The organism is Ectobacillus sp. OTK (genome assembly GCF_059698935.1).
The window spans coordinates 3,989,936-4,013,362 of sequence record NZ_AP048547.1 but is presented as its reverse complement, the minus strand read 5'-3'; the positions used below and the strand labels follow the sequence as shown (position 1 = coordinate 4,013,362).

15 protein-coding genes, 3 pseudogenes and 2 other annotated features are annotated in these 23,427 nt (G+C 40.4%); of the genes and pseudogenes, 10 read left to right on the top strand and 8 right to left on the bottom strand.

Going from position 1 to position 23,427, the window contains the following annotated elements; all coding sequences use genetic code 11:
* Together AC6HZ4_RS19825 and pgoN are read left to right on the top strand one after the other, a co-directional pair.
* The gene (locus AC6HZ4_RS19825; RefSeq protein ID WP_497491420.1) at nt 1-888 is read left to right on the top strand and encodes a TIGR01777 family oxidoreductase; all 888 of its coding nucleotides are present in this window, start codon (nt 1-3) and stop codon (nt 886-888) included.
* A gap of 284 nt (nt 889-1,172) precedes the next feature.
* A complete protein-coding gene (gene pgoN / locus AC6HZ4_RS19820; RefSeq protein WP_497491419.1) occupies nt 1,173-2,015 on the top strand; it encodes a glyoxal/methylglyoxal reductase in 843 nt (280 codons plus the stop codon).
* 139 nt (nt 2,016-2,154) lie between these two features.
* Here pgoN and fabZ read toward each other — a convergent pair whose 3' ends face one another.
* Complete coding sequence (fabZ, locus tag AC6HZ4_RS19815; protein ID WP_497491418.1) at nt 2,155-2,592, bottom strand: 3-hydroxyacyl-ACP dehydratase FabZ; 438 nt, start codon at nt 2,590-2,592, stop codon at nt 2,155-2,157.
* A 138-nt stretch (nt 2,593-2,730) separates the two neighbouring features.
* Between fabZ and AC6HZ4_RS19810 the strand changes: the two genes are divergently transcribed.
* Nucleotides 2,731-3,720 (top strand): ketoacyl-ACP synthase III, encoded by a 990-nt coding sequence (locus AC6HZ4_RS19810; protein ID WP_497491417.1) that lies wholly within the window; start codon nt 2,731-2,733, stop codon nt 3,718-3,720.
* Between the two features lie 376 nt (nt 3,721-4,096).
* Nucleotides 4,097-4,388, top strand: a pseudogene (locus AC6HZ4_RS19805) (IS4 family transposase); the annotation flags it as partial.
* A 281-nt stretch (nt 4,389-4,669) separates the two neighbouring features.
* On the opposite strand, the gene AC6HZ4_RS19800 reads toward AC6HZ4_RS19805, so the two are convergent.
* Together AC6HZ4_RS19800 and AC6HZ4_RS19795 are read right to left on the bottom strand one after the other, a co-directional pair.
* Nucleotides 4,670-6,322 (bottom strand): 2-hydroxyglutaryl-CoA dehydratase, encoded by a 1,653-nt coding sequence (locus AC6HZ4_RS19800; protein ID WP_497491416.1) that lies wholly within the window; start codon nt 6,320-6,322, stop codon nt 4,670-4,672.
* 23 nt (nt 6,323-6,345) lie between these two features.
* A complete protein-coding gene (locus tag AC6HZ4_RS19795; RefSeq protein WP_497491415.1) occupies nt 6,346-9,837 on the bottom strand; it encodes a BadF/BadG/BcrA/BcrD ATPase family protein in 3,492 nt (1,163 codons plus the stop codon).
* A 503-nt stretch (nt 9,838-10,340) separates the two neighbouring features.
* Between AC6HZ4_RS19795 and cls the strand changes: the two genes are divergently transcribed.
* Nucleotides 10,341-11,789, top strand: coding sequence for a cardiolipin synthase (gene cls, locus AC6HZ4_RS19790; protein WP_497491414.1), 1,449 nt, complete (start codon nt 10,341-10,343; stop codon nt 11,787-11,789).
* 53 nt (nt 11,790-11,842) lie between these two features.
* A pseudogene (locus tag AC6HZ4_RS19785) lies at nt 11,843-12,121 on the top strand (IS4 family transposase); the annotation flags it as partial.
* Between the two features lie 279 nt (nt 12,122-12,400).
* On the opposite strand, the gene AC6HZ4_RS19780 reads toward AC6HZ4_RS19785, so the two are convergent.
* The 3 genes from AC6HZ4_RS19780 to AC6HZ4_RS19770 are packed head-to-tail and all read right to left on the bottom strand — an operon-like array spanning nt 12,401 to nt 13,871.
* Entirely contained in the window at nt 12,401-12,892 is a 492-nt protein-coding gene (locus AC6HZ4_RS19780; protein ID WP_497491413.1) for a hypothetical protein, read from the bottom strand.
* Entirely contained in the window at nt 12,889-13,329 is a 441-nt protein-coding gene (locus AC6HZ4_RS19775; RefSeq protein WP_497491412.1) for an anti-sigma factor family protein, read from the bottom strand. The genes AC6HZ4_RS19780 and AC6HZ4_RS19775 overlap by 4 nt, the downstream gene beginning before the upstream one ends.
* On the bottom strand, nt 13,326-13,871 hold the full coding sequence (locus AC6HZ4_RS19770; protein ID WP_497491411.1) for an RNA polymerase sigma factor: 546 nt from the start codon (nt 13,869-13,871) through the stop codon (nt 13,326-13,328). The genes AC6HZ4_RS19775 and AC6HZ4_RS19770 overlap by 4 nt, the downstream gene beginning before the upstream one ends.
* 387 nt (nt 13,872-14,258) lie before the next feature.
* On the opposite strand from AC6HZ4_RS19770, the pseudogene AC6HZ4_RS19765 reads away from it, so the two are divergent.
* Nucleotides 14,259-15,197 (top strand): annotated as a pseudogene (locus AC6HZ4_RS19765) (ABC transporter ATP-binding protein); the annotation flags it as partial.
* 168 nt (nt 15,198-15,365) lie between these two features.
* On the top strand, nt 15,366-16,340 hold the full coding sequence (locus AC6HZ4_RS19760) for a zinc-dependent alcohol dehydrogenase family protein (RefSeq protein ID WP_497491410.1): 975 nt from the start codon (nt 15,366-15,368) through the stop codon (nt 16,338-16,340).
* 256 nt (nt 16,341-16,596) lie between these two features.
* Here AC6HZ4_RS19760 and AC6HZ4_RS19755 read toward each other — a convergent pair whose 3' ends face one another.
* Both AC6HZ4_RS19755 and bcaP read right to left on the bottom strand, forming a co-directional pair.
* On the bottom strand, nt 16,597-17,154 hold the full coding sequence (locus tag AC6HZ4_RS19755) for a hypothetical protein (protein WP_497491409.1): 558 nt from the start codon (nt 17,152-17,154) through the stop codon (nt 16,597-16,599).
* Between the two features lie 269 nt (nt 17,155-17,423).
* Nucleotides 17,424-18,842 carry a branched-chain amino acid transporter BcaP gene (bcaP, locus tag AC6HZ4_RS19750; protein ID WP_497491408.1) on the bottom strand — a complete coding sequence of 473 codons (1,419 nt, stop codon included), beginning with the start codon at nt 18,840-18,842 and terminating at the stop codon, nt 17,424-17,426.
* A 1,129-nt stretch (nt 18,843-19,971) separates the two neighbouring features.
* Nucleotides 19,972-20,245, top strand: a binding site (T-box leader).
* 81 nt (nt 20,246-20,326) lie between these two features.
* Nucleotides 20,327-20,600: a binding site (T-box leader), on the top strand.
* 209 nt (nt 20,601-20,809) lie between these two features.
* Here bcaP and ilvB point away from each other — a divergent pair.
* Together ilvB and ilvN are read left to right on the top strand one after the other, a co-directional pair.
* The gene (gene ilvB, locus AC6HZ4_RS19745; protein ID WP_497491407.1) at nt 20,810-22,552 is read left to right on the top strand and encodes a biosynthetic-type acetolactate synthase large subunit; all 1,743 of its coding nucleotides are present in this window, start codon (nt 20,810-20,812) and stop codon (nt 22,550-22,552) included.
* A 6-nt stretch (nt 22,553-22,558) separates the two neighbouring features.
* Nucleotides 22,559-23,041 (top strand): acetolactate synthase small subunit, encoded by a 483-nt coding sequence (gene ilvN / locus AC6HZ4_RS19740; protein ID WP_497491406.1) that lies wholly within the window; start codon nt 22,559-22,561, stop codon nt 23,039-23,041.
* The last annotated feature ends 386 nt before the right edge of the window (nt 23,042-23,427 follow it).

Genomic DNA, 23,427 nt, shown 5'->3' with positions numbered 1-23,427 from the left:
ATGAAAAAGGTAATTTTAGCAGGAGGAACTGGATTCATAGGTAAGTATTTTGAGAATAAATTTAATGATCTAGGATATGAGGTGAACATTATCTCAAGGAACAAACAACATATTTCTTGGGAGGATCAATCGGAAATTATAAAAGCATTAGAGGATTCTGAGCTTCTTATCAATCTTGCAGGGAAATCTGTGAATTGTCGATACAATGAAGCAAATAAGAAGGAAATCATGCATTCAAGGATAAAGACAACTAAAATACTTGGAGAAGCTATATTAGCATGTAACAACCCACCTAAGATTTGGGTGAATTCCAGCACAGCAACTATTTATCGGCACGCGGAAGATCGTCCAATGACAGAAGAAAATGGAGAAATTGGTTCAGGATTCTCTGTTGATGTTGCAACAAACTGGGAGAAAGCCTTCTTTGCTTTTGACCTGCCAAAAACAAGGCAGATTGCCTTACGCATAGCTATTGTATTAGGCAAGGACGGTGGAGTAATGGTACCTTATCGAAATTTAGTTAGGTTTGGGCTTGGAGGAGTTCAGGGAACAGGAAAGCAAAAGTTTAGTTGGATCCATGTCGAGGATTTGTTTCAAATCATTCTCTTTTTGAAGGATAGAGAAGATCTAAGCGGCATTTTTAATTGCTCTTCACCTCAACCTGTTAGTAATCGTGAATTAATGAAAGAACTAAGAAAAAAGATGAATGTCCCATTCGGTTTGCCTTCGCCCAAATGGATGTTAGAGTTTGGTGCAATGTTCATCAAGACGGAAACAGAGTTGGTGCTGAAAAGCCGTTGGGTTCTTCCTGAACGATTAGAACGTGAAGGTTACACGTTTACCTTTCCAACGCTTGATAAGACTTTTCAAGACATACTCTACAAATAATATGAAACGGAACAATATTCGTAAACGCTTATTTAATTTTTAAATAATGTGTGCAAGTTCATGTAATTTTCTATAGAGAACCTTTTTGTTCCTATGTTACTTTTAAGTGCCCACGGCACTTAAAAGTATCTATGGCACTTTTAAGTGCGTTCTTCTCATAAGCAGCATTATCAATCATAATAACTTTTGTCAAACAGTATGGTTGATGTATGATATACAGCTTATTAGGCCCTATATTACTTTTTAGTGTCTAATAGCAATACGTTTTAGGGAGGAACATAGGAATGATACAAAACTTACAAAGCACAACTACATTGTATAATGGCGTAAAAATGCCTTGGTTTGGATTAGGTGTATTCAAAGTAGAAGAAGGACCAGAATTGGTTCATGCAGTAAAGACGGCTATTAAGCATGGATATCGCAGTATTGATACGGCAGCTATTTATGAGAATGAAGAGGGAGTTGGGCAGGGAATCCGAGAGGGAATCGCAGATACTGGCTTATCCCGGGAGGATTTGTTTGTGACTTCCAAGGTATGGAATGCAGATCAGGGCTATGAGTCAACGTTAGCTGCTTTTGAGACAAGCTTAGAAAAGCTGGGCCTGGATTACTTGGACCTATACCTGATTCACTGGCCGGTTGAAGGGAAGTATAAAGATACTTGGAGAGCATTGGAAACTCTTTATAAAGAGGGACGTATTCGTGCGATTGGGGTAAGCAATTTCCAAATCCATCATTTACAAGACTTAATGAAAGAAGCAGAAATCAAACCAATGGTAAACCAGGTGGAGTATCATCCAAGGCTGACACAAGTAGAACTACAAAGATTCTGCAAGGAACACGGGATTCAATTTGAAGCTTGGTCTCCTCTTATGCAAGGTCAATTACTAGATCATCCAGAGCTGCAAAAAATCGCAAACAAGCACGGAAAGTCCATTGCGCAAGTTATTTTGCGTTGGGATTTGCAGCATGGTGTGGTAACGATCCCTAAATCCACAAAAGAACATCGTATTATGGAAAATGCTGATATTTTTGATTTTGAATTAACTGAAGAGGATATGAGCCGAATTGATGCTTTAAATCAAAATCATCGTGTCGGACCAGATCCTGATAATTTTGATTTCTAATACAGATGATTCCCATAAATTAGCATGCTCCTCCATATAAAAATGAGCAGCATAGTTAGTTAACTTCCGCTTTTTGAGAACTATATCAACTGAAAATATATATATCATGTGATAAAAAGTCTAAAAACTTAACAAGTTTTTAGACTTTTTTATTAGCGAAAAGAGCAAATGTTACGTCTGCTTCACAAACGAGTTCATCATCTACTGTCGCAATAGCATGGGCTTTTGCAATTGAGCCCCGAACACGCGTCATCTCCACTTCTAAACGCAGCTGATCACCGGGACGAACTTGTTTTTTGAACCGGCAATTATCAATACCGGCAAAAAGACCAATCTTTCCACGGTTTTCTTCTTTCATGAGCATGATAACTGCACTTACTTGCGCTAAAGCTTCTACAATCAAGACACCTGGCATAACTGGATAATCAGGAAAGTGACCGTTAAAAAATTCTTCATTAGCCGTAACATTTTTGATTCCGACTGCACGTTTTCCCTCCTCTATTTCGATAATACGATCAATCAATAAAAGGGGGAAACGATGTGGAATAATTTCTTTAATTTGTTGAGTATTTAACATGAAGATCTCTCCTTTATTCTCTCACAAGCAGTTATTAAATTACCATTATTTTCATAATAAGTGATTGACAAAAATTAATACCTGGTACTAATATTAAATTATAAAATCAGGTATAAAAATAGTAAAGGGGATAAACGAATGCGATCAAAAGCGAGAATTACAGCTATTGGTATCTATATACCTGAAAAAAAGCTTACCAATGATGCTTTAGAAAAAATGGTAGATACAAATGATGCATGGATTGTACAAAGAACCGGCATGAAGGAAAGAAGAATTGCTGATGATAACGAATATGCCTCTACATTAGCTTTTAAAGCCATTGAAAATTTAGCACAGCAGTATCATAAAAATCTTGCTGACGTGGATTGTATTCTAGTTGCAACGACTACGCCTGACTATGCTTTTCCAAGTGTGGCCTGCCAAATTCAAGAGCATTTTCATATTCAACATACGGGTGCTATGGATCTCAATGCAACTTGTGCTGGTTTTACATATGGATTACATCTGGCAAATGGTTTGATTACATCTGGTCTTCATCGCAAGATTTTAGTTGTAACGACAGAAACCTTATCTAAAGTTACAGATTACACAGATCGAACTACATGTATCCTATTTGGAGATGGAGCCGCAGCTGTCTTAGTAGAAAAAGATGAAGAATTTCCAAGTTTTATAGCTACCCATATGGGGACAAATGGGGAAGGAGGCATGCATGTATACCGTACAAATTTAGCTGCTGCCATGTTTGGAACTCCTTTGAAAACACATGGGAAGATAGTTCAAAACGGAAGAGAAGTATATAAGTGGGCATCACGTACACTGCCAATAGGTATTAAAGAGTTGTTACACCAGGCAGAGCTATCGATGGACGAAATAAACTGGTTTGTTCCGCATAGTGCTAATTTGCGAATGATTGAATCCATATGTGAAAAATCAGGTTTTCCGTTAGATAAAACATTAACTAGTGTAGAATACATGGGGAATACCTCTGCTGTTTCTATTCCATTAGCCTTGCAGATAGGGATGAACGAAGGAAAATTAAAAGATGGAGATACTCTTCTGCTTTATGGGTTTGGAGGAGGACTTACACATGCCGGACATATCATTAAGTGGAATTTAGCAAAGGAATAAGATGATGAATCCGAAAATAACATTAGGTGCATCTTCATGTTTATTTAAAAACATCCCTCCTGCTAAATAATCATTAGCAGGATCACCAGATGGAGCCAAACTTTTGAATTGGAATGTCCCGGTTCTATAATTCTTTATCGAATAAGGAGTATCAAAAAGAACGTTAGCCGGATGTGCTTTATAAAATAGTTCTCTTTCCATCGTTTTAGGTGTCTGGATAGGAAGAGATGCATATGGAGATTCTTTGCTTCGGTTTCTATGAAAAGTGTTTATGGGGTTTAAGGCTATAGCCATCAAGTTAACCGAACAAAACTCTCCCTAAAACAAAAAAACGCTATTCTTTCAGTAAAATACTTGAAAAGGATGGCGTTTTTTCATGGATTTCTCGCTTTCAGATGAACTGTATCTACTCTCTCAAGAATTACAACGATACTGTCTCCAGAGGCTCTTCAGGAGCATGCCAAAGAAGTAAAATTCGTGCAACGAAATAGTAAATTTGGAGCGAAACATATAGTTGCCTTATGTGTATGGCTCAGCCAAACAGTTGCGAATACACCTTTGGCGCAGTTATGTAGCCGTTTAGAATCTTCTACGGGAGTATCAATGAGTCCAGAAGCACTTAATCAGCGCTTGAATGCCGCGCTGTAGAACTTCTCCAACAACTATTAGGGCGTATGAGATATGTTCTTTCCTCCTATGGTTGGGTTTGTGTGGTAACTTATCTATATCACAGGAAGGGGAACAAGACTCTTTTTATTTCACATGGAAGAAAAATGGGAGCGATTTTGCTCGTTGATAGCTATGTAAATAGAAAGGACAATCTCACACGGGATTGTCTCTTTCATGTTTCTGATATAGGACGATTGACACGAGATGTACGACAACAATGTAATGGATGACGTTGTGGTATATGTTGTACAAAAGTATCCGTTAAATGCAAATAATGACCCTAAACGCTTTCCATTTCTTCTTTATTTCTCCGAAACGAAAACTGCTTGAAAAAACCTTGTGTGCTATATACCGTATTGGCTGCTGTACAAGCAACAACATGACGAACAGTTTGCAATGGGTGGGTAGATTGTGAAAAGCTCAGCATTTGGAGTTTCTCAACTGTAAAGCCTTTTTTTATTAAAGCTTCGTCAAACTCCTTCTGTGCAGCCTGTTTTGCCTTAAACAGCATCATCTGGATTCTGCTGTATACGTTAATCGCCCCGTCTCCCGTCGTTTCAATGGGAAGAAAAATCGCTTCCGGATGAAGCTCGGTAATCAATGACTGCACGCCATCCGAAACGCCTGATGAAGGCATACATCCAAAAGGTTTAACCGAAATGGTCATATTTACTTTACGTTTCACAACATTTAGAATCAGCTTGCCGACCTCCATATGTCCCTCTCCGCCTCTTAGATGGTTGTTATAGTGATCGTGTGCGACCTTCGCAATCTCATCCATATCAGGCAAGTGATAGCCGCGAAGACCAATGGCTTTTGCATACGTTTGGAACATCACTCGTACAGCACGGTCGGCCAACTGCAGCATCCGCAGACGCAGCTGAGGGTTCTTTCCTTCCAGCCCTTTACGACCGGTGTCTGCTCGGCGTAAATTCATCCGTTTGAGGGTATCATAGCGTCCCTCCCAGATCAAAAATAAAATCCATGCCGTCACAGATTGTACTTCTACTTCGGCCCCTTCTTCCTCCAAAAATTGCTGCAGGCGATAGTTGCCGTCTCCTTCTGTTGTCATCGCCCAAAATTCTCCAATAATGCTTACTTTTGGCTTGACGATTGTCCGGTCTACTTTCACCGCTTGCAGTTCCTTGCGGCATCGGTATAAGACTTTTATGAGCGATTTCCGTTCACCGAAGGCTTTATGCAAATGTTGTTTACAGCGATCCAAGGCAGCATCGGTTGATCCCGCAACCACTTCATAAGGGCGGATACGATAACCGAGTGCATTCAAAATATCGCCGATTAAAACAGCCTTTAAAAAGGTAATGAAAAAGGAGCTGTCTAATTTAAGGGCAGATTCTTCCCCAGTAGCCTGCTTTAAGCCGCTCTGTTGTTGGAACAGAAGAACCCGGAAACCATCAAATCCCGCATCCCGTAACGCCTTTCGGTACTCCGTCACATACGTGCCGAAGCGGCAGGGACCGCAGGAGCCGCTTGTAATGAAAAGATATTTGCGAACAATTTCTTCTTTCGATTTTCCTTCCACGTCCCTTAGGTGAGTAAGATATTTAATCAAATTCCCTACGGTGAAATAAGTCGGATTGCATTGTCCCCGATTCCCGAATTCCTTTCCATAGCGCAATGACTCTGTATCCGGACATTCCATATGCTGGACATTGTAACCCAATCCTTTCAGAGCTCCCTCGACCAAATAATCATGTGCCATCGTTAGCCCTCCGAAAAGGATGGTCGTGGAATCTTTGTCCTTGGCAAAAAATTGCCGTGGAACAGGGTCGAACCACTGATTCCTTGTTTCGTTCAAGCCTAACGCAGCTTCTTGTTCCGCTTTAAATCGATTCAATTCTTCTTCAAACACTCGCGTAATATCAGTTTGATCAATATCCTTAACGCTGGAATGTTCTTTTGCTAATTTCACGTTTATGTCGACTCCTTTTGTCATTATTCAGATATTGCTTTTTTCTCAGTACCTTCACTTATCCATTCATAGTTTGGACCACGCATTAATTCTAGACGTTTTTTCTCAATGAGAAGCTGTAATTCTTGCTTTTTGCGTGCTAAATCTTGCAGGCGTTCTTCGTGAAGCCCCAAGCTATGGGCATAAGTTTTAACACGAATTTTAATTGAACCGCTTGGCTTATTCGCATCAATATCATGAAGTGCGGAATAAGGCGCTCCAGCTGTTGATACAATTGAATCAATCAGCCCGTATGTCGGGGCATCATGTCCGCATTTAAAGCTGGATAAATCCAATACGGCCACATTTGGATGGCGGGCGGCAAATTTAGCGGCCCACACTTTCTGTACACTATTGGAACTAAAGTTTTCCGGCCATACATCCGTTACTTCCAACGCATATTTCACTCTTTCGCCTTCTAAATCATGTTTAAAGAAGCGATGCAGCCAGGCTTCGTCTTTTGGAATAGAGCGCATGGAAAGAATCGGATAGCCCAGCACTTGAAACTCGTCTAATACCCCATGGTTAAGGCCCGGATCTGAATGATAAGGACGACCAATCATCAAAATAGCCAGCTTATTTTCCGCTTCCACCTGCTCCAAAATCATTCTGCCCTTCTCCTGCATTTCCACATCAAAGAGTTCCATCGCCTTCCAAGCCTCGGCTACCGCATAATCACTCTCGTCTTCCGTGATTTGCAAGAAATCCTTAAACGCCTCATACAACTGTGTTTTCAGCATATTCGGTTCTGTAAACGTCACCGCTGGATCAAAATAGGTGATCCCCCTTGTCTTGAAAAAATCCGTTTCTTTTGTAAAGGCTGCTTTGATTACATTCGGGGCCCCGGCTACAATCGGACAGCTCGATGAGTCCATCACATTGTTTAGATGGGTCGGAATATGGGTAATGCATGGGAAAAAGATCGCATGAAGCGGCTTATTTTCTCGATGGTGCTTAAATAGCAAATTATGTACATGTGCCTGCGCTACTTTTGATGGATAGCATGGATCGATGGATCCGTACTTTCCTCCCTCTTGCCACATTTCCTCACTCGTATAGTCACTAAATATGATGCCACGCTCACTGACACCCAGCGTCTCAAAGTAAGTCCGCCAAAAAGGGGCAGTAGACCAAATATTGAGCACTTTTGGGATTCCGATGCGAAGTTGCTTCCGCCATTCCAATGCCTCGGCTGAAGAACGTTGAAACGGACGCGAATATTTCGTTCTTCTTGTGCCAAACAAACCTGATTTTACCCTTACATCCTCAATCATCTGTCCCGCTTCTGGTAAAGGAGCAGAATCATAGAAATGCTGAAACATACGACGCGCTTCATATTCAACGAGATTCGGGTATTGTTTTTTCAGCTGATTACGTTCCTTGGTCAGCTGTACCATTGCTTCTTTATCTTCTACCGTTCCCTTTTCACAGCTAAAACCAGAAATATAACGCGCTGTTTGGCCATCAGGAGTAGAAGTGTCAATAAATGTGCGGCTGCAATTGTTCGGACAAAAGTTGCAGCGTGTAGATTCATCATTGCGGGACATATATTGCATACCGATCGCAGCGTCCATCCCAAGAAACGTAGAATAACCCCTGCGTTTCACGATACGAAGGGTTTCCATCGCCGCTCCGATCGCACCTGCTTCTCCCGTATGCGGGTGGACATACACCTCGGCATCCGGAACCCGGTCTTTAATATAATCGACTTGCGCTTTGACAGCAGCTAGGTTATGTTGTGTTCCGCCCTGCAGGACAAACTTTCGGCCCAGTTCAGCCATACGTGGAATTTGGACCACATACTGCCATACATTTTTGGGCAATACCAGAGCTAGTCCTGCTAATAATTCTTCTTTCGCGTAGCCTTCCTTTTGGAAGTTTACTCGGTCTGAATCAAGAAATACGGCACAGCCATAGGAAAATTTCGGGCTCAGATCGGCTCTGAATGCTGTTTCAGCATACTCTTGTATCGGAATCCCAAATTGGTCGGCCATTGCCTGCAAAAGCATTCCGTTCCCGGCTGAACATTGGTTGGACAAACGGAAATTGCGGATATCCCCATTTTTGAGAAAAAGAACTTTAATGTCTTGTCCTCCAATATCACAAATCACATCAATGTCACCGAAAAAATGGACGGCACTCATCATATGAGCTACCGTTTCTACGATATTCACATCCGCTTTTAATGTCTTTTCCAGGACATCAGCCGCATATCCTGTGGCTCCGAAACCGATGATTTCCAGCTTGGCACCGGCTGCTTGAACCTTATCGTAAATACGTCCGAGAAGCTCTTTCGTATCTTGAATGGGATTTCCTTTAGACAACTGATATTCTTTTAACAGAATCGTGCCATTCGTATCGACTAGTACAGCCTTAGATGAGGTAGAACCTCCATCCAGACCAACGACAGCTCTAATCATCTGACCCGGTTCAAACGCAGCTGGTATAAATTTCGGAATACTGTATTGACGGCGAAATTGCTCCAATTCTTCTATACTTTTCACAAGAGGAGCGCCTGCTTTTTCCCCCAGCTTTGCTTTGCGTCCATGGGTAATAAATGTTTTTAAGTCTTCCAGCCCCTTGTAAACACCTACTCCCTGGGGTTCATGCAAACCATACATAACGGCACCATAAGCCGCATAATACTGGGCATTTTCCGGGATAAAGATCAACTCTTCCAGCGGAATATCTTTCGGATAATCATAGCCTCGCTGTTCCCAGGACTCCGGAATCCGCTTTCGCCAACATTGTTGCAGAAAAGGCAGGTATGTATTAGGTCCACCTAAAAGTAAAACCTTATGCCGCAATGTATTCCCTCGGGTCAATACCGAAAGGTTCTGCATGACAATGGCGTCTGCCAATGAACACATAATTTCAGGTGATGGAATACTGCTTTTCACCAAATTCACAATGTCTGTTTCAGCAAATACGCCGCATTTGGCCGCAACGTGATGAAGCTTTGAATCATCAAATGCCAGCTTGGCCACTTCCTCTTCCGGCAGTCCGACTTTAATCATACATTTGTCAATCGTGGCACCGGTACCAGAGGCACATTTGTCATTCATCGACGTAATCGCTTGCTTGTTTCCGGTTTCTTCGTTTTCTTTAAAAATAATGATCTTGGCATCTTGTCCTCCTAGTTCGATGACGCTGCCGACATCCGGATGAAGCTGTTCCACTGACATTGTAACCGCATTCACTTCTTGAACGAATTTGGCTCCGATATGTTCGGCAATGGGGCCACCGCCAGACCCGGTAATAAACACACGGATATCTTCCTTCTTCACATCGGAAAACTCATTCCCGATTCGAATTAAAAATTCCTGGACCTTTTCAGCCTGTTTCGTATGGTGCCGTTGATAATCCGACCAAAGAATTTCTTTATTTTTTGGGTTTACCACTGTAGCCTTGACGGTTGTTGAACCGACGTCAATTCCTATAAATAAGGAACTAAGACTTTGGATTCTATCCTCCACAAAATCACTTCCTCACCATTAAATTACAATTTTTATTATGTGTAATTAAATAAACAACATATACATAGTGAAAACTTCGATTCTTTCTTGAAGAATATTCTGACTATTAGTGCATTAGGTCCTTTTTTATTCAGTAAATAAAGTACAGCACTTTGCACTTTTTATTTGCAAAGGTCTGTACTTTTATTGAGTTCTGATGCAAAAAGAATTCAGATTGCAAATGTGTCCGTTTTATTCGCAATTAAATCCTTTATGGTGAACTTTTATGAAAAAAACCTACTAGCACTTTACACTATGTTTTATACCTATTTTTTACAATATTCGAGGTTTACACCAGAACCTCTAATGTAATCTTAATACTATTTCCATTCACCATTTGTGAGTATATGCTGTTGAGATTGTTAGAAAAATAACAATGTACATGGCTATGGCTATTAGCCAAAATAAAAACTTATTTTAGTTATACTATTAGTACCCATAACTTTTTTAGTGAGGATTTCATTATGCACATTACTTCCTTATTGCTCGGGCTAGTTATTGTATTGAATATTTTTTTTGCGATTATTGTTACTTTTCGGGAAAGACGAGATGTTGTTTCCTCATGGGCTTGGTTATTGGTTCTATTTTTTATGCCTTTACTCGGGTTTGTCTTGTATATTCTTTTCGGACAAAACCTCAGCCGATATCACCTCTTTCAATGGGAGGACTCTAAAAAGATTGGAATCCAAAAAATGTTAGGAACTCAATTGAGCCAGCTTAGTACCCACCAATTTCAATTTTGCAATCAAGCTACAAGAAACAGTAGAAATTTAATATATATGCATTTAATTAACAATGATGCTGTCTTAACTGAAGATAATTCGGTTGAATTGTTTACGGATGGTCAAGAGAAGTTTGACAGATTATTTAAAGATATCATAGGGGCAAAGGACCATATTCATCTACAGTACTATATTATTAAAAAAGACCAGCTCGGCAAAAAACTCATAGAAGTTCTAACGAAGAAAGCAAAAGAAGGGGTTAAAGTACGGGTTTTATATGATGGACTGGGCTCGAGGGGATTAACCAAACGATTTTTCAAAGATTTTCGTAAAGCTGGTGGTGAAGTGGAAGTCTTTTTTCCTTCCAAATTCCTCTTCATCAATCTACGGTTGAATTATCGGAATCATCGTAAGTTAGTCATTATTGATGGAAAAATCGGTTATGTAGGCGGCTTTAACATCGGCAATGAATATCTTGGGATAGATCAAAAATATGGGTATTGGCGCGACACACATTTAAGGATACAGGGTACAGCTGTTCATGCGATTCAGGCCCGTTTTATTCTCGATTGGAATCAGGCATCCCATCACCAAGATATTACCTATATTCCAAATCACTTTCCAGAAGAAATTTCTCAAGGAAATGTCGGAATGCAAATCGTTACAAGTGGACCTGATTCTAAATTGGAACACATTAAAAATGGATTCATGAAAATGATCTTATCAGCAAAAAAATCCGTTCTCATCCAAACGCCTTATTTTATTCCAGATACGAGTTTATTAGATGCCCTTCGAATTGCATGTTCATCTGGCGTTGAGGTTAAAATTATGATTCCTAATAAACCAGATCACATGTTTGTATATTGGGCAACCCTGTCTTATATTGGTGAATTACTTAAGGCTGGAGCAACAGTCTATATATATGACAATGGTTTTATTCATGCCAAAACCGTTATTGTAGATGAAGAAATATCATCTGTTGGAACAGCGAATATTGATGTAAGGAGCTTCAAATTAGATTTTGAGGTGAATGCCTTTCTATATGATGAGGGAATTGCTCAAAGACTGACAACAACATTTAATGAGGATGTAAAAGTATCAAGGGAACTCACTCTTGAACAGTATCAACATCGTCCACTATGGGTACATTTTAAAGAGTCTATATCTAGGTTATTATCCCCTCTTTTATAAAAGTAAACGGAGGCTGTCCTGAAAGTGAAAAAACACATTTTCAGGACAGCCTCCTAATCATCAGCCCACAAGGACTGAATGAGCGATTCAACTCCGCCGCTGTCCAACTCCTGCATGACATTCTCACTGAACTGCTTCAAAAAAAGATTACGGCACAACCCGCCATTTCCGGTGTTCATATAGAGCATTTTCGTCGCATTCGTATACTAGATTCTACCGTATTTCAGTTACCTGATACATTTGCAGATAAATATGGAGGTACTGGTGGAAGTGCTCATACTGCTGGTGTGAAAATTCAGTTTGAGTGTGACCTATTAAGCGGAGACGTACTTCAATCCGCATATTGTCCTTCACTAGCTTGATGGGCATGGGGTTTAAGGCGTAATGATCTATAATCTTTGAAACAATCAAATTCATGTTCCTCCAGCTAATAAATTGTTCGATCTTGATTTTGTATTATATTCACCCCAAAATGCAAGAAGGGTTTGCCGACAAACTTAAATAATGAGGTTTCCATATTCGACACATGTAGAAGCAGCGACTGTGCTGAAGAAGAAGTAAAACTATAAGGCCGAAAAGTGACCAAGTATATAACCTGATCACTTTTCGGTCTATTTTTCAATCGTATCCCAAACATCTTCGTCATGCTTGCTGCGTAGAATCTGCAAACCGATGAGGACGAGGACGATGCTCATGATGAGGTTTTGCAGTAAGTCATACGGAATGTATGCAGGCATGAATTGAGGGAGGTATTGTTCCAGCATCTGCTTGACCTGCTTCATAATTGTTAAACAGCCGAGACCGATGAGCACCCAGCCAAAGATGTACTTATTGCGGCGCAGCCAGCTGGTGCTCACGAGCGGTTCGTCATACAATTCTGCCATATCGCGGTGCAGACGGTACATCTGCAGAGCATCGAAATAGCTGTAGAAGACGATGACTGGCAGGACTAGTGCGAGACTTTCAAACGAATTGGCAATGATAAAAATTGTTCCGAAAAACAAAAGCATAAACTGCAAGCCGCGCGTCATGAGGCCGAGATAAAAATGTCCGAGCCCTGGCAGCAGCGCTAGCAAGTAAAGAAGCGGTTTTCGTGGATTCATTGTGTTCCCTCCATAAATTTTATAAGATTCTGCCATAACGGCAGCTTGCTTGTGATCGAGGATGTTTGCTCAATGGTATGTGTGACGTAATCATCCGTGTGCAAGACGTGCTGAATCAGGTCGGATTGCAAGAAAAGGAAGGCCGCTGCGCCAGCAAGCAAAATGTGCTGCGCTCGTACTTTTCGGGATTGCTTTGGCAGTTTCATTGGTTCTGGAAGCGGCAGCTGTTCAATTTCTACCATTAAGGCATCAAGTGTGTCTGCGGACAAGCCGTCATGTGCGGGATTCTTCCAAGCTGCATCAAGCTCCTGCAGCATTGCCCATTCTGTTTGACAGCTTGGACAATGTTGCAAATGCTGTGCGCATAGGTGCTGCTTTGCTGGCGGCAGTACGTTCTCATGATAGGCGACAAGCTGTTTGGTAGTAAGATGCTTCATGCGGTTCCTCCTTTTTTATTAAGATGCTGCAGCAGCCCGCGTGCTCTGTATAAGCGGGACTCGACAGTTTTGACTGCGATGCCGAGCGATTCAGCAATTTGACTGTATGATTGCTCTTGAAAGTAGTAGAGATAGACGATTTCCCGGTACGCTGGCGGCAGCCGGCTAATATGCTCATGAACCATCTCCCGCTCTGATTTTTGAAGCAGCGCTTCCTCTGGCGTAGCTGCCTGCGTGTCGGGTATGAAAGTGAGGATGTCATCCCCATCGGATTGGTGCGACTGCTTTCTTTGATAATCAAGCGCCTTGTTCATCGTAATGCGATAAATCCAGGTCGAGAGCTTCGCCTGTCCTTGAAATTGAGAAAGAGAGCGATACACCTGAAGAAACACCTCCTGTGAAATATCCTCAGCATCGCGCGGATGATCGGCGACCTTGAGTGCGACGCTGCGCACCTGCGGACCGTAGTGTGCTACAAGCTCCCGAAACCGTTGCCGATTCCCGCGCAAAATATCCTGTACAAGCTGTTGTTCGTTCTCCAATGCATCACCTCTTTTCTCTCTACCTTCTTAGACGTTGCATCTACCGATAAACCCTGCAAGTTTTTGAAAAAAATTTTAAAGAAAGATAGGAATCTAAGGTTTTACTGTAACACAATCAACATAGAATCTACACGTAAAGTTCCAATAACAAACTTTTGAATTTAGGGGCTTCTCCTGCTTCTTTCTTTGTGATATCAACTGCTAGATAAAAGAATATATCGCACACTTATTTGGCATGTGGTAAGGTATTATCATCTGACCGGGAATGATATTTATATAGAAATGAGGTGCTATATTCTTAATGATTAAGCGTTTCTTTAGCTATTATCGCCCTCACAAAAGACTATTCTATATAGACTTTTTTTGCGCCGTGCTAGTAGGAGTATTGGAGCTTGGCTTAGCTTCTCTGGCGACTTATCCTATGGAGAATTAGTCGCTTTCATTCTTTATCTAAATATTCTATTTAAACCTATTGATAAGATCAGTGCCTTGCTTGAGCTTTATCCAAAAGGAATGGCAGGCTTTAAGCGTTTTATTGAACTAATAGATGCTGAGCCGGATATTCAAAATGCTCCTGATGCGATTGATGTACCGTCTTTAAAAGGAGATATTAGTTTTCATCATGTTACCTTCGGATACGAAAGCAAGCGCACTATTTTGAAGGATTTGACGTTTTCTATTGAGGCGGGAAAAACCATAGCATTTGTAGGGCCTTCTGGTGCAGGAAAAACGACAATTTGTTCATTGATCCCTCGTTTTTATGATGTTGCAGAAGGAGCGATTACCATAGATGGAGTGGATATCCGCAACATGACAAAAGAATCCTTGCGTTCAAACATTGGGATTGTCCAACAAGATGTCTTTCTATTTACAGGTACCTTGAGAGATAACATTGCATATGGTAAATTGAATGCTACACAGGAAGAAATAGAAGAAGCAGCCGGAAAAGCTCACTTGACAGACCTCATAGCTTCCCTGCCAGATGGATTTGACACGCAAATTGGTGAAAGAGGGTTAAAGCTTTCTGGAGGCCAGAAACAACGGTTGACTATTGCCAGAATGTTTTTGAAAAATCCGCCAATCTTAATCTTGGATGAGGCCACTTCAGCACTAGATACTGAAACAGAAGCAATTATACAGGAAGCGTTGAATGATCTTTCAAAAGATCGAACAACTCTGATTATTGCGCATCGATTGGGCACGATAAAAAAGGCTGATCGTATTCTCGTGATAACAGAAGAAGGTATTGCTGAAGATGGAACCCATATGGAGCTTCTTTCACAAGAAAATGGGATTTTTGCGAAGCTTCATGCGCATCAGCATTGACTATACATGCTGTTAATGCTTTTTAGCGGAATATGCTTTATGGATCAATATTATGCTTTAATAATATAAAATATAAGATGAACACGAAGCCCCCAGTCAGCGCTCTGGAGGGCTTTTCTATGCACTTCTTAATAATTAAACTGTTGTATAAAAAGGGGGCTATCTATCTTGAAAGCAACGAGCATTAAGTTTTATGAATTCGGAGAACCTCAACAAGTTCTACAAGTAGAAAATATAGAAGTGAAAGATCCAGGTGTTGGTGAAGTGCTGGTACGAATGAAAACCCGGCCTATCAATCCATCTGATTTAATTCCCATTCGAGGAGCATATTCAAATCGAATTTCTTTACCCGCTGTTCCAGGATATGAAGGAGTCGGCATTATAGAAGAGGTAGGTCCTTCTGTTTCTAAATGGTTTCTTGGCAAACGAGTATTGCCATTACGAGGGGAAGGTACATGGCAGGAATTTGTAAAAGCTTCAGCTGAACTAGCTGTTATCGTTCCAGATTATCTGGAGGATTACACAGCAGCACAGCTTTATATTAATCCTATTACAGCATGGGTTATCTGTACGGAAGTATTGGCATTAAAGCAAGGAGATGATCTAATTGTAAATGCTTGCGGATCTTCTATTGGCCGTATTTTTGCTCAATTATCCCGTGTGTTAGGATTTCGTTTAATTGCAGTAACACGAAATAACATCTACACAGAGGAATTAATTCAACTGGGTGCTTCTTATGTAATTAATACAGAGACTGCCCCGCTCTACGATACAGTTATGGAATTGACGAATGGTTGTGGAGCTAAAGCGGCAATTGACTCCATTGGCGGATCATCTGGTACGAGCTTAGCCTACTGCGTCAGCCCCAATGGAATGTTTTTAACGATAGGCCTTTTGTCAGGAGTACCTGTCAATTGGACAGAGATTATGAATAATACGAAAGTACATACAAACATATTTCATTTACGCCATTGGAATCAACAAGTTTCTACGCGAAAATGGCATGAAACATTTCACCAGATTATACAGCTTATTCATACTAAACAGTTAACATTAACAAGACCCCAAATTCAGTATCGTCTCTCAGATGTCAAACAAGCTCTTGATACTAAAAATAAGGGGAAAATATTTTTAACTAATTAAAAAAATATAGATGAATGAACTTCTGCTTTTGCCATTCTGTGCAAACTGGATTATTCTTGTCATATCACAAACACTCAACGTTAGCAGGAAGTTCAGATTTTAAACAAAAGCGCGCTTTTTTGGTGTAGAATGGGGAACTGCTCCTTACATCGAGTTCCCCTAAATGTAACACAGTCTAAAATGTCCCAATTCGGGCGTTTTTTCGCTTATACGGCTTGCTGAACCCTCTCACTTCATTTATATTATTCCTCATGAATTATGCTGAATGAGTTCCTGCTTTTTCCTTTTTAGGCCAGATAAAATAGCTTGCAGTTATATACAAATCAATCGCTATAACAATCGCCCATACTTTAATAATTCCATAAAGTGCCTCAGTTTTTGAGGGATCGTCGATCAAATAAATCATGGTCGCTAAGATAGCAGAGCCTATTAAAAATGCAATGATGTGTCTAATAAATCCTTTTGCATAATGCTTGGCGAATGTAATCCCATACCTTTTGATAGGCTTAGCAGCTGTTGTCTTTGCTATATGGTATTGAAATCGTTCATCCATCCATTTGATCATGCTTTTTCCAAATGAAAGTGACACTCCGATGTAAACGGCAGCAAGTCCATGGGCAATGGTGGCTGTTGCTCCGCGGTATAAATCCATACTTGTTATTACAATTAATACCAAATCAATAAGAGGGGTTAGAGCAAGTAAAATAAGGCCCAACTTATTCAAATTGAACAGGTATCTTACGATTAAACCCAACAAAATGACAACCCAAAAGGCTATCTCACAAGCAACGATCATCCATCCAATAAAGTTCATAATAACCTCTCTTTATAATAAAGTAAGTGATATCAAACCTAATACATTTTAACATTAAATGGTAGTTAATGAACGGATTTTTTTATGATTTGGGCGTATCGTAAAATTATAACTAGCTCATCAGAGGCGGAAAGATGCATTAAAAAACGCCATTCTTTTCGTAGTGATTCTACGAAAAGAATGACGTTTTTTTGTTTTAGGAATATGATTTCTCCCCAGCTGTTTCATGGCGACGGGGCGGGGCCCCGCCTACAGTTATTGATAAGAATTTAGCTTATATTTTCATCTTGGGACATGTCTAATTTCTTATTTAAATAACTATGTTTTCTTGAATAGGATAGATACACGATTGTTCCTGCTGTAATCCAAATTGCGAAACAAATCCATGTAATACCAGGCAAGCTCAATGATAAATAGATACATAAAAGTGCGCTAACAGCCGGAAAGACAGGAACAAAAGGCACTCGGAATGCTGCTTTTAAATCTGGTTGTTTCTTTCGCAACACAATAACAGCGATAGAAATAAGGGTGAAAGCAGCTAATGTTCCCATGTTTACAAGATGGGCAAGTGTTGTTAAGTCAACGAAGCCGGCAATTCCCGCAGCAATAAATCCTGTAAGCCATGTGTTTTTAAATGGCGTTTGAAATTTAGGGTGTACCTTCGCGAAAACCTTTGGCAACAAACCGTCCCGGCTCATTGCGTAGGTTAAGCGGATTTGGGAATACAATAATGCAAGCAAGACAGTCGTAATCCCTACGATAGCACCAACGGAAATAATACCGGCTATGCTATTTTGGCCGACAAAATTAAGGGCAAATGAAACAGGGTCTGCGACATTCAGTTTTGTGTATGGAACCATACCTGTGAGCACAAGTGAAACCACAACATACAACAGTGTACAAATAGCTAAAGAAGCAACAATTCCAATTGGCATATTTCGTTGCGGGCGTTTTACTTCTTCTGATGCATTAGCAATTACGTCAAAGCCGATGTAAGCAAAGAAAACAGTAGCCGCACTTGTAACGACTCCCTCGAAACCAAACGGCATAAATGGTGTCCAGTTTTCCGGCTTTACATATTTAATCCCTGCAAAAACAAATAATAAAACGATTCCGATTTTAAGGAAAACAACCACATTGTTAAAGCGTGTACTTTCCTTTACACCTTTACTCACAAGAGCTGTGATTAATAAAATAATGATCATAGCAGGCAAGTTGACTGCTCCGCCTTGACCGCTTCCCGGTGCAGAGGCGAGGAAAGCAGGAATATGAATATTGAATCCGGCAATTAATGATTGAAAATAAGCTGACCAGCCTGTTGCAACAGCAGCAAGCGCAATGACATATTCAAGCATTAAATCCCAACCGATTAAAAAGGCTATAAGTTCACCCATTGTAGCATACGTATACGTATATACACTCCCTGATACCGGTATAGAAGATGAAAATTCAGCATAACAAAAAGCAGCCAACGCACAAGCAATACCTGCCAGAATAAATGAAAGAATAATAGCTGGACCTGCACTTTTGGCAGCAATTACGCCTGTGATAACGAAAATACCAGTTCCAATTATGCAGCCAATTCCAAGAAGTATTAAATCCAACAGGCTTAGCGCGCGTTTAAGCTCTTTATTGTGACTTTGAGCTATTAAATCTGTAATAGACTTTTTTCTAAAGATTTTGTCCATCTGGTTAACCTCCTGTTTCAAAAGATGAATTCTTAATTTTTTCATTTATATAAATCGATTTCATAATAGTTGAACATATCAATAAGACGAATGTCAAATAATTCTGAAATGATAAAGTTCATTATTAGATGACTTCCTTCTGCATTGAGCAGGTTTGACTTTGACTTCACTTACTTTTATTTCTGAGCAAACAACTTATGAAATTGACTGATATAAAATTAGATCATTTCTGCTGCTCCTATACAGTACGTACCCTAGCATATTTGTCCAAGGGATGTACCTTCTCAAGTAAAGGTTCAAATAGGAATACAGAATACTAAAGAAAAAATTAAGTTCAACTCATATGAAGAAATTTTCTGACTTTTTAAAAGTCACTTTTATTCCGAACTCATTATAGCATGGATGACTAAACTAAAAAAGAAAAAAGTTCGCGAAATGAATACAAAAAACTGGTTATTGTGGTAATTCACTTTGTAAACGGTTAAATAAGTACGCGTTATGCGTAAGAGATGTCAATTAAAATGAGGTTTCTGTTGTCTTATATTGGAGTGATCCTTTTTTCTATCACTTTATTATTGGCAGCTGTTTTTTTAAATTATTTTTGCCATAACAGGTGATGTAAAATCTATAGAGCATCTTTACAAAAAAACGTATGTACAAAAACCTTTGACAACAGTAGAAGAAAGTGTGTTTCTCGATTTAAAGTTTTTGGCTAAAAATAATCCTAAACAGCTCTTAAATGAAGAGGAGCTCAAGAGGATTGAGCAGGAGGATATCGAGATTGTTGTTAGAAGGGGCACAAATAATGGATACTAAATTTTAATCAGTGCGAATTAGCATCAACTGCCTTTGATCTTCCGCAATCGGGCGCTTTCCTGTAACAAGGAACAGTGCTCAATTGTTTTGTGATAATAAAGTTTCAAAAAGCATGTCATGATGTGAAAGCACTATGGGCACGCTAATTTTTTTGAAGGTGCTTTAGAAAACAATGGGGAATAACCCCATGCCCATCAAGGTAAGACAAAATCATATCTCCAAAACGAAAAAAACGTTATTCTTTCTGCAGATCATATTTCTATAAATGGTTGACATTTCGTCTTAATTATAATAAAATTCAGAATATTAATACTTCTATGCTGTGAAGAGGATGAAGAAATAGGGCTCTTATGTACAGAGAGTGAAGGATTTGCTGGGACCTTTGCCATAATCTCTACTTTCGAAGTCGCCTCTGAGCTGTTTTCCTGAACGAAGGATGGAACAACCTTGCTAGTAGGGAAGACCGGAAGGACACACGTTATTGTGTCAAAGGTTTCAAATATTTAGAGACCTGCTGAGGTTATACGCTGTGAGGCGTATAACAAATTAGGGTGGTACCGCGGAAGACAACCTCTTTCGTCCCTGTTACGCAATGAGTGCGTGCGTTGGGATGAAAGAGGTTTTTTATATGCATAATTTTGTTGGATGATGGATTGGTGAAAATCAAAAAGTTAGCTATGAAGAGGATGAAGAAATAGGGCTCTTATGTACAGAGAGCAAAGGATTTGCTGGGACCTTTGCCATAATCCCTGCTTTCGAAGTCACCTCTGAGCTGTTTTCCTGAACGAAGGATGGAACAACCTTGCTAGTAGGGAAGACCGGAAGGACACACGTTATTGTGTCAAAGGTTTCAAATATTTGGAGACCTGCTGAGGTTATACGCTGTGAGGCGTGTAACAAATTAGGGTGGTACCGCGGAAGACAACCTCTTTCGTCCCTGTTACGCGATGAGTGCGTGCATGGGATGAAAGAGGTTTTTTCATTTTACACTGTAGGAAAGTATAAATTTCCAGCTGGAAGTCAATTCGATGTAGTCAGAAATTTTAGGAATACAGTGTAAGTGCAACTACGCCTCTGTCTTCATCTAACGGCTTGCCAATCAGCGAGTTTTCTTTAATGAACACAACATATTTTTTGAAGGAGGATTACGAATGAGTGCTCAAAGTTCAGCTCTTTTATTAAAGGAAGGTCTTCGAGAAAAGTTATTAAAGCCTGATTACCTATCAGGTTCAGAAATTTTACTTCGATGCTTGTTATTAGAAGGGGTAGATTGTGTCTTCGGTTATCCAGGGGGAGCTGTATTGTATATGTATGATGCTATGTATGGAAACGAGGATTTTCATCACCTTTTGACACGCCATGAGCAAGGGGCGATTCATGCAGCAGACGGATATGCGAGGTCGACAGGCAAGGTAGGTGTGTGTATTGCTACATCGGGTCCGGGGGCTACGAATCTTGTTACAGGGATTGCCACGGCTCATATGGATTCCATTCCGCTTGTTGTCATCACAGGTAATGTAGCCACATCCCTGATTGGTACGGATGCCTTTCAGGAAGCAGACATTATGGGGATAACCATGCCAATTACCAAACATAGTTATCAAGTCCGCAAGGTTGAGGAGTTAGCTGGAGTTATTCGTGAGGCATTTCATATTGCTTCTACGGGCAGAAAAGGACCTGTGTTGATTGATATCCCTAAGGACGTATCAGCCGATAAAACAACCTTTGTTTATCCAGAGGAAATCCAAATACGCGGTTATAAACCAATCGAACACCCTAACAGACAGCAGATAGAAAAATTGTTGAAAGCCATTGAGGAAGCCGAACGTCCTGTTATTTTGGCTGGTGCTGGTGTCGTTCATTCTGGGGCACACCACGAGCTTTTGGAGTTTGTTAACAAAACACAAATACCCGTAACTACCACACTGCTTGGGCTGGGCGGATTTCCAAGTGCCCATCCTTTATGGATGGGGATGCCGGGGATGCACGGTACGTATACCGCAAATACGGCTATACAAAATTGTGATTTGCTCATTAGTATAGGTGCAAGGTTTGATGATCGAGTGACAATGAATTTGGCTGGTTTTGCTCCAAATGCAAGAACCATTGCGCATATTGATATTGATCCTGCTGAAATTGGAAAAAATGTCGAAACCCATATCCCATGCGTTGGTGATATAAAGTCAGTGTTGACACTAGCTAATGAAACCGCAAAGCCTGCTCAAACTGCATCTTGGATCTCTGAAATCAAGAAAAACAAACAGCAGTTCCCATTGAGATTTAAAGATGACAGTGCGGTACTAAAGCCGCAGTATGTAATAGAAATGATTCACGAAACAACCAAGGGGGAAGCCATTATAACGACAGATGTAGGACAGCATCAAATGTGGGCGGCTCAATTCTATAAGTTTAGTCATCCTCGATCTTTAATCACTTCCGGCGGGCTAGGTACGATGGGTTTTGGATTCCCGGCAGCCATAGGAGCGCAAATGGGAAATCCAGACCGTCTAGTGATTTCCATCAATGGTGACGGCGGTATGCAAATGTGTTCGCAGGAATTAGCTATTTGTGCGATTCATAACCTCCCCGTTAAAGTGGTAATCATCAATAATCAAGTGTTGGGCATGGTTCGCCAGTGGCAGGAATTTATTTATGAAGAGCGTTACAGCCAAATCGACTTATCAGGAAGTCCAGACTTTGTTCAATTGGCTAAAGCATATGGAGTAAAAGGGCTAAGGGCAAGAACAAAAGAAGAAGCTCACCGTGTGTGGCAAGAAGCCTTGGAGACACCAGGTCCTGTCGTAATCGACTTTATGGTGCCGAGAAGTGAGGTTGTTCTTCCAATGGTTTTACAAGGAAAAACGCTTAGTGAAATGATTATGGAGGAGGAATAACAAGTCATGGGGAAACAAAAAACCATCTCGCTATTAGTTAAAGATCATCCGGGGGTTATGCAGAGAGTAACAAGCCTCTTTACCCGGCGTGGATTTAATATGGAAAGCATTACAGTTGGTGCCTCAGAAGAGGCCGGCGTATCACGAATTATTATTGTTACCAATGGCGATGATAACTTAGTTAAGCAGATCATCAACCAACTATTGAAATTAATTGACGTCTACGAAGCAACACTCCTTAGACCAGAAGAAACGGTTACACGCGAATTAGCCCTTATGAAGATGAATGTAGACCCAAGTAAAAATGAAGAGCTTGCAGGTATAGTGGAAAGCTTTCAAGCGACCGTAGTAGATATCGGTACAAAGACGATGATTATCCAAGCTGTGGGAGATACAGAAAAAATTAACGCGATCGTGGAACAGTTGATGCCATATGGAATGTACCAATTGTCGCGTACGGGAGTGATGGCAATGGAGAAAGGGAGTTGACCTATATTATTAAGCGGATACAAATTCAGTGGAATCGGACGTGAATTTGGAAGTGTTGGTCTGAGCCAATATACAGAATATAAATCCATGTCCATTTAAGTTTCGAAACCAGTAATCGAGGTTATAAATGGTACAAAATAGATATATGTAAAAACCCGATTTTGCGTACAATCATTCGCAAAATCGGGTTTGCCTTGTTTACATTATTTTGAGATCGGGAAAAAATCTTATTTATCATTTGATGAAAATATTCATCCATTTGAGCTGCCGATACGTTACCGCTATTTTGAATCTACCATGTGCTAAGCGAAGAAAGGACTCTGGATAAAACTCCGCAATGATTTCGAAATAATAAAATGAGCCTTATAACAAAAGGTACAAAATCT

Coding starts and splice junctions, on each gene's coding strand:
- fabZ (WP_497491418.1), bottom strand. CDS start 2,592: ATGTTAAATACTCAACAAATTAAAGAAATTATTCCACATCGTTTCCCC.
- ilvB (WP_497491407.1), top strand. CDS start 20,810: ATGAGTGCTCAAAGTTCAGCTCTTTTATTAAAGGAAGGTCTTCGAGAA.
- AC6HZ4_RS19825 (WP_497491420.1), top strand. CDS start 1: ATGAAAAAGGTAATTTTAGCAGGAGGAACTGGATTCATAGGTAAGTAT.
- bcaP (WP_497491408.1), bottom strand. CDS start 18,842: ATGGACAAAATCTTTAGAAAAAAGTCTATTACAGATTTAATAGCTCAA.
- ilvN (WP_497491406.1), top strand. CDS start 22,559: ATGGGGAAACAAAAAACCATCTCGCTATTAGTTAAAGATCATCCGGGG.
- cls (WP_497491414.1), top strand. CDS start 10,341: ATGCACATTACTTCCTTATTGCTCGGGCTAGTTATTGTATTGAATATT.
- AC6HZ4_RS19755 (WP_497491409.1), bottom strand. CDS start 17,154: ATGAACTTTATTGGATGGATGATCGTTGCTTGTGAGATAGCCTTTTGG.
- AC6HZ4_RS19780 (WP_497491413.1), bottom strand. CDS start 12,892: ATGAATCCACGAAAACCGCTTCTTTACTTGCTAGCGCTGCTGCCAGGG.
- AC6HZ4_RS19775 (WP_497491412.1), bottom strand. CDS start 13,329: ATGAAGCATCTTACTACCAAACAGCTTGTCGCCTATCATGAGAACGTA.
- AC6HZ4_RS19810 (WP_497491417.1), top strand. CDS start 2,731: ATGCGATCAAAAGCGAGAATTACAGCTATTGGTATCTATATACCTGAA.
- pgoN (WP_497491419.1), top strand. CDS start 1,173: ATGATACAAAACTTACAAAGCACAACTACATTGTATAATGGCGTAAAA.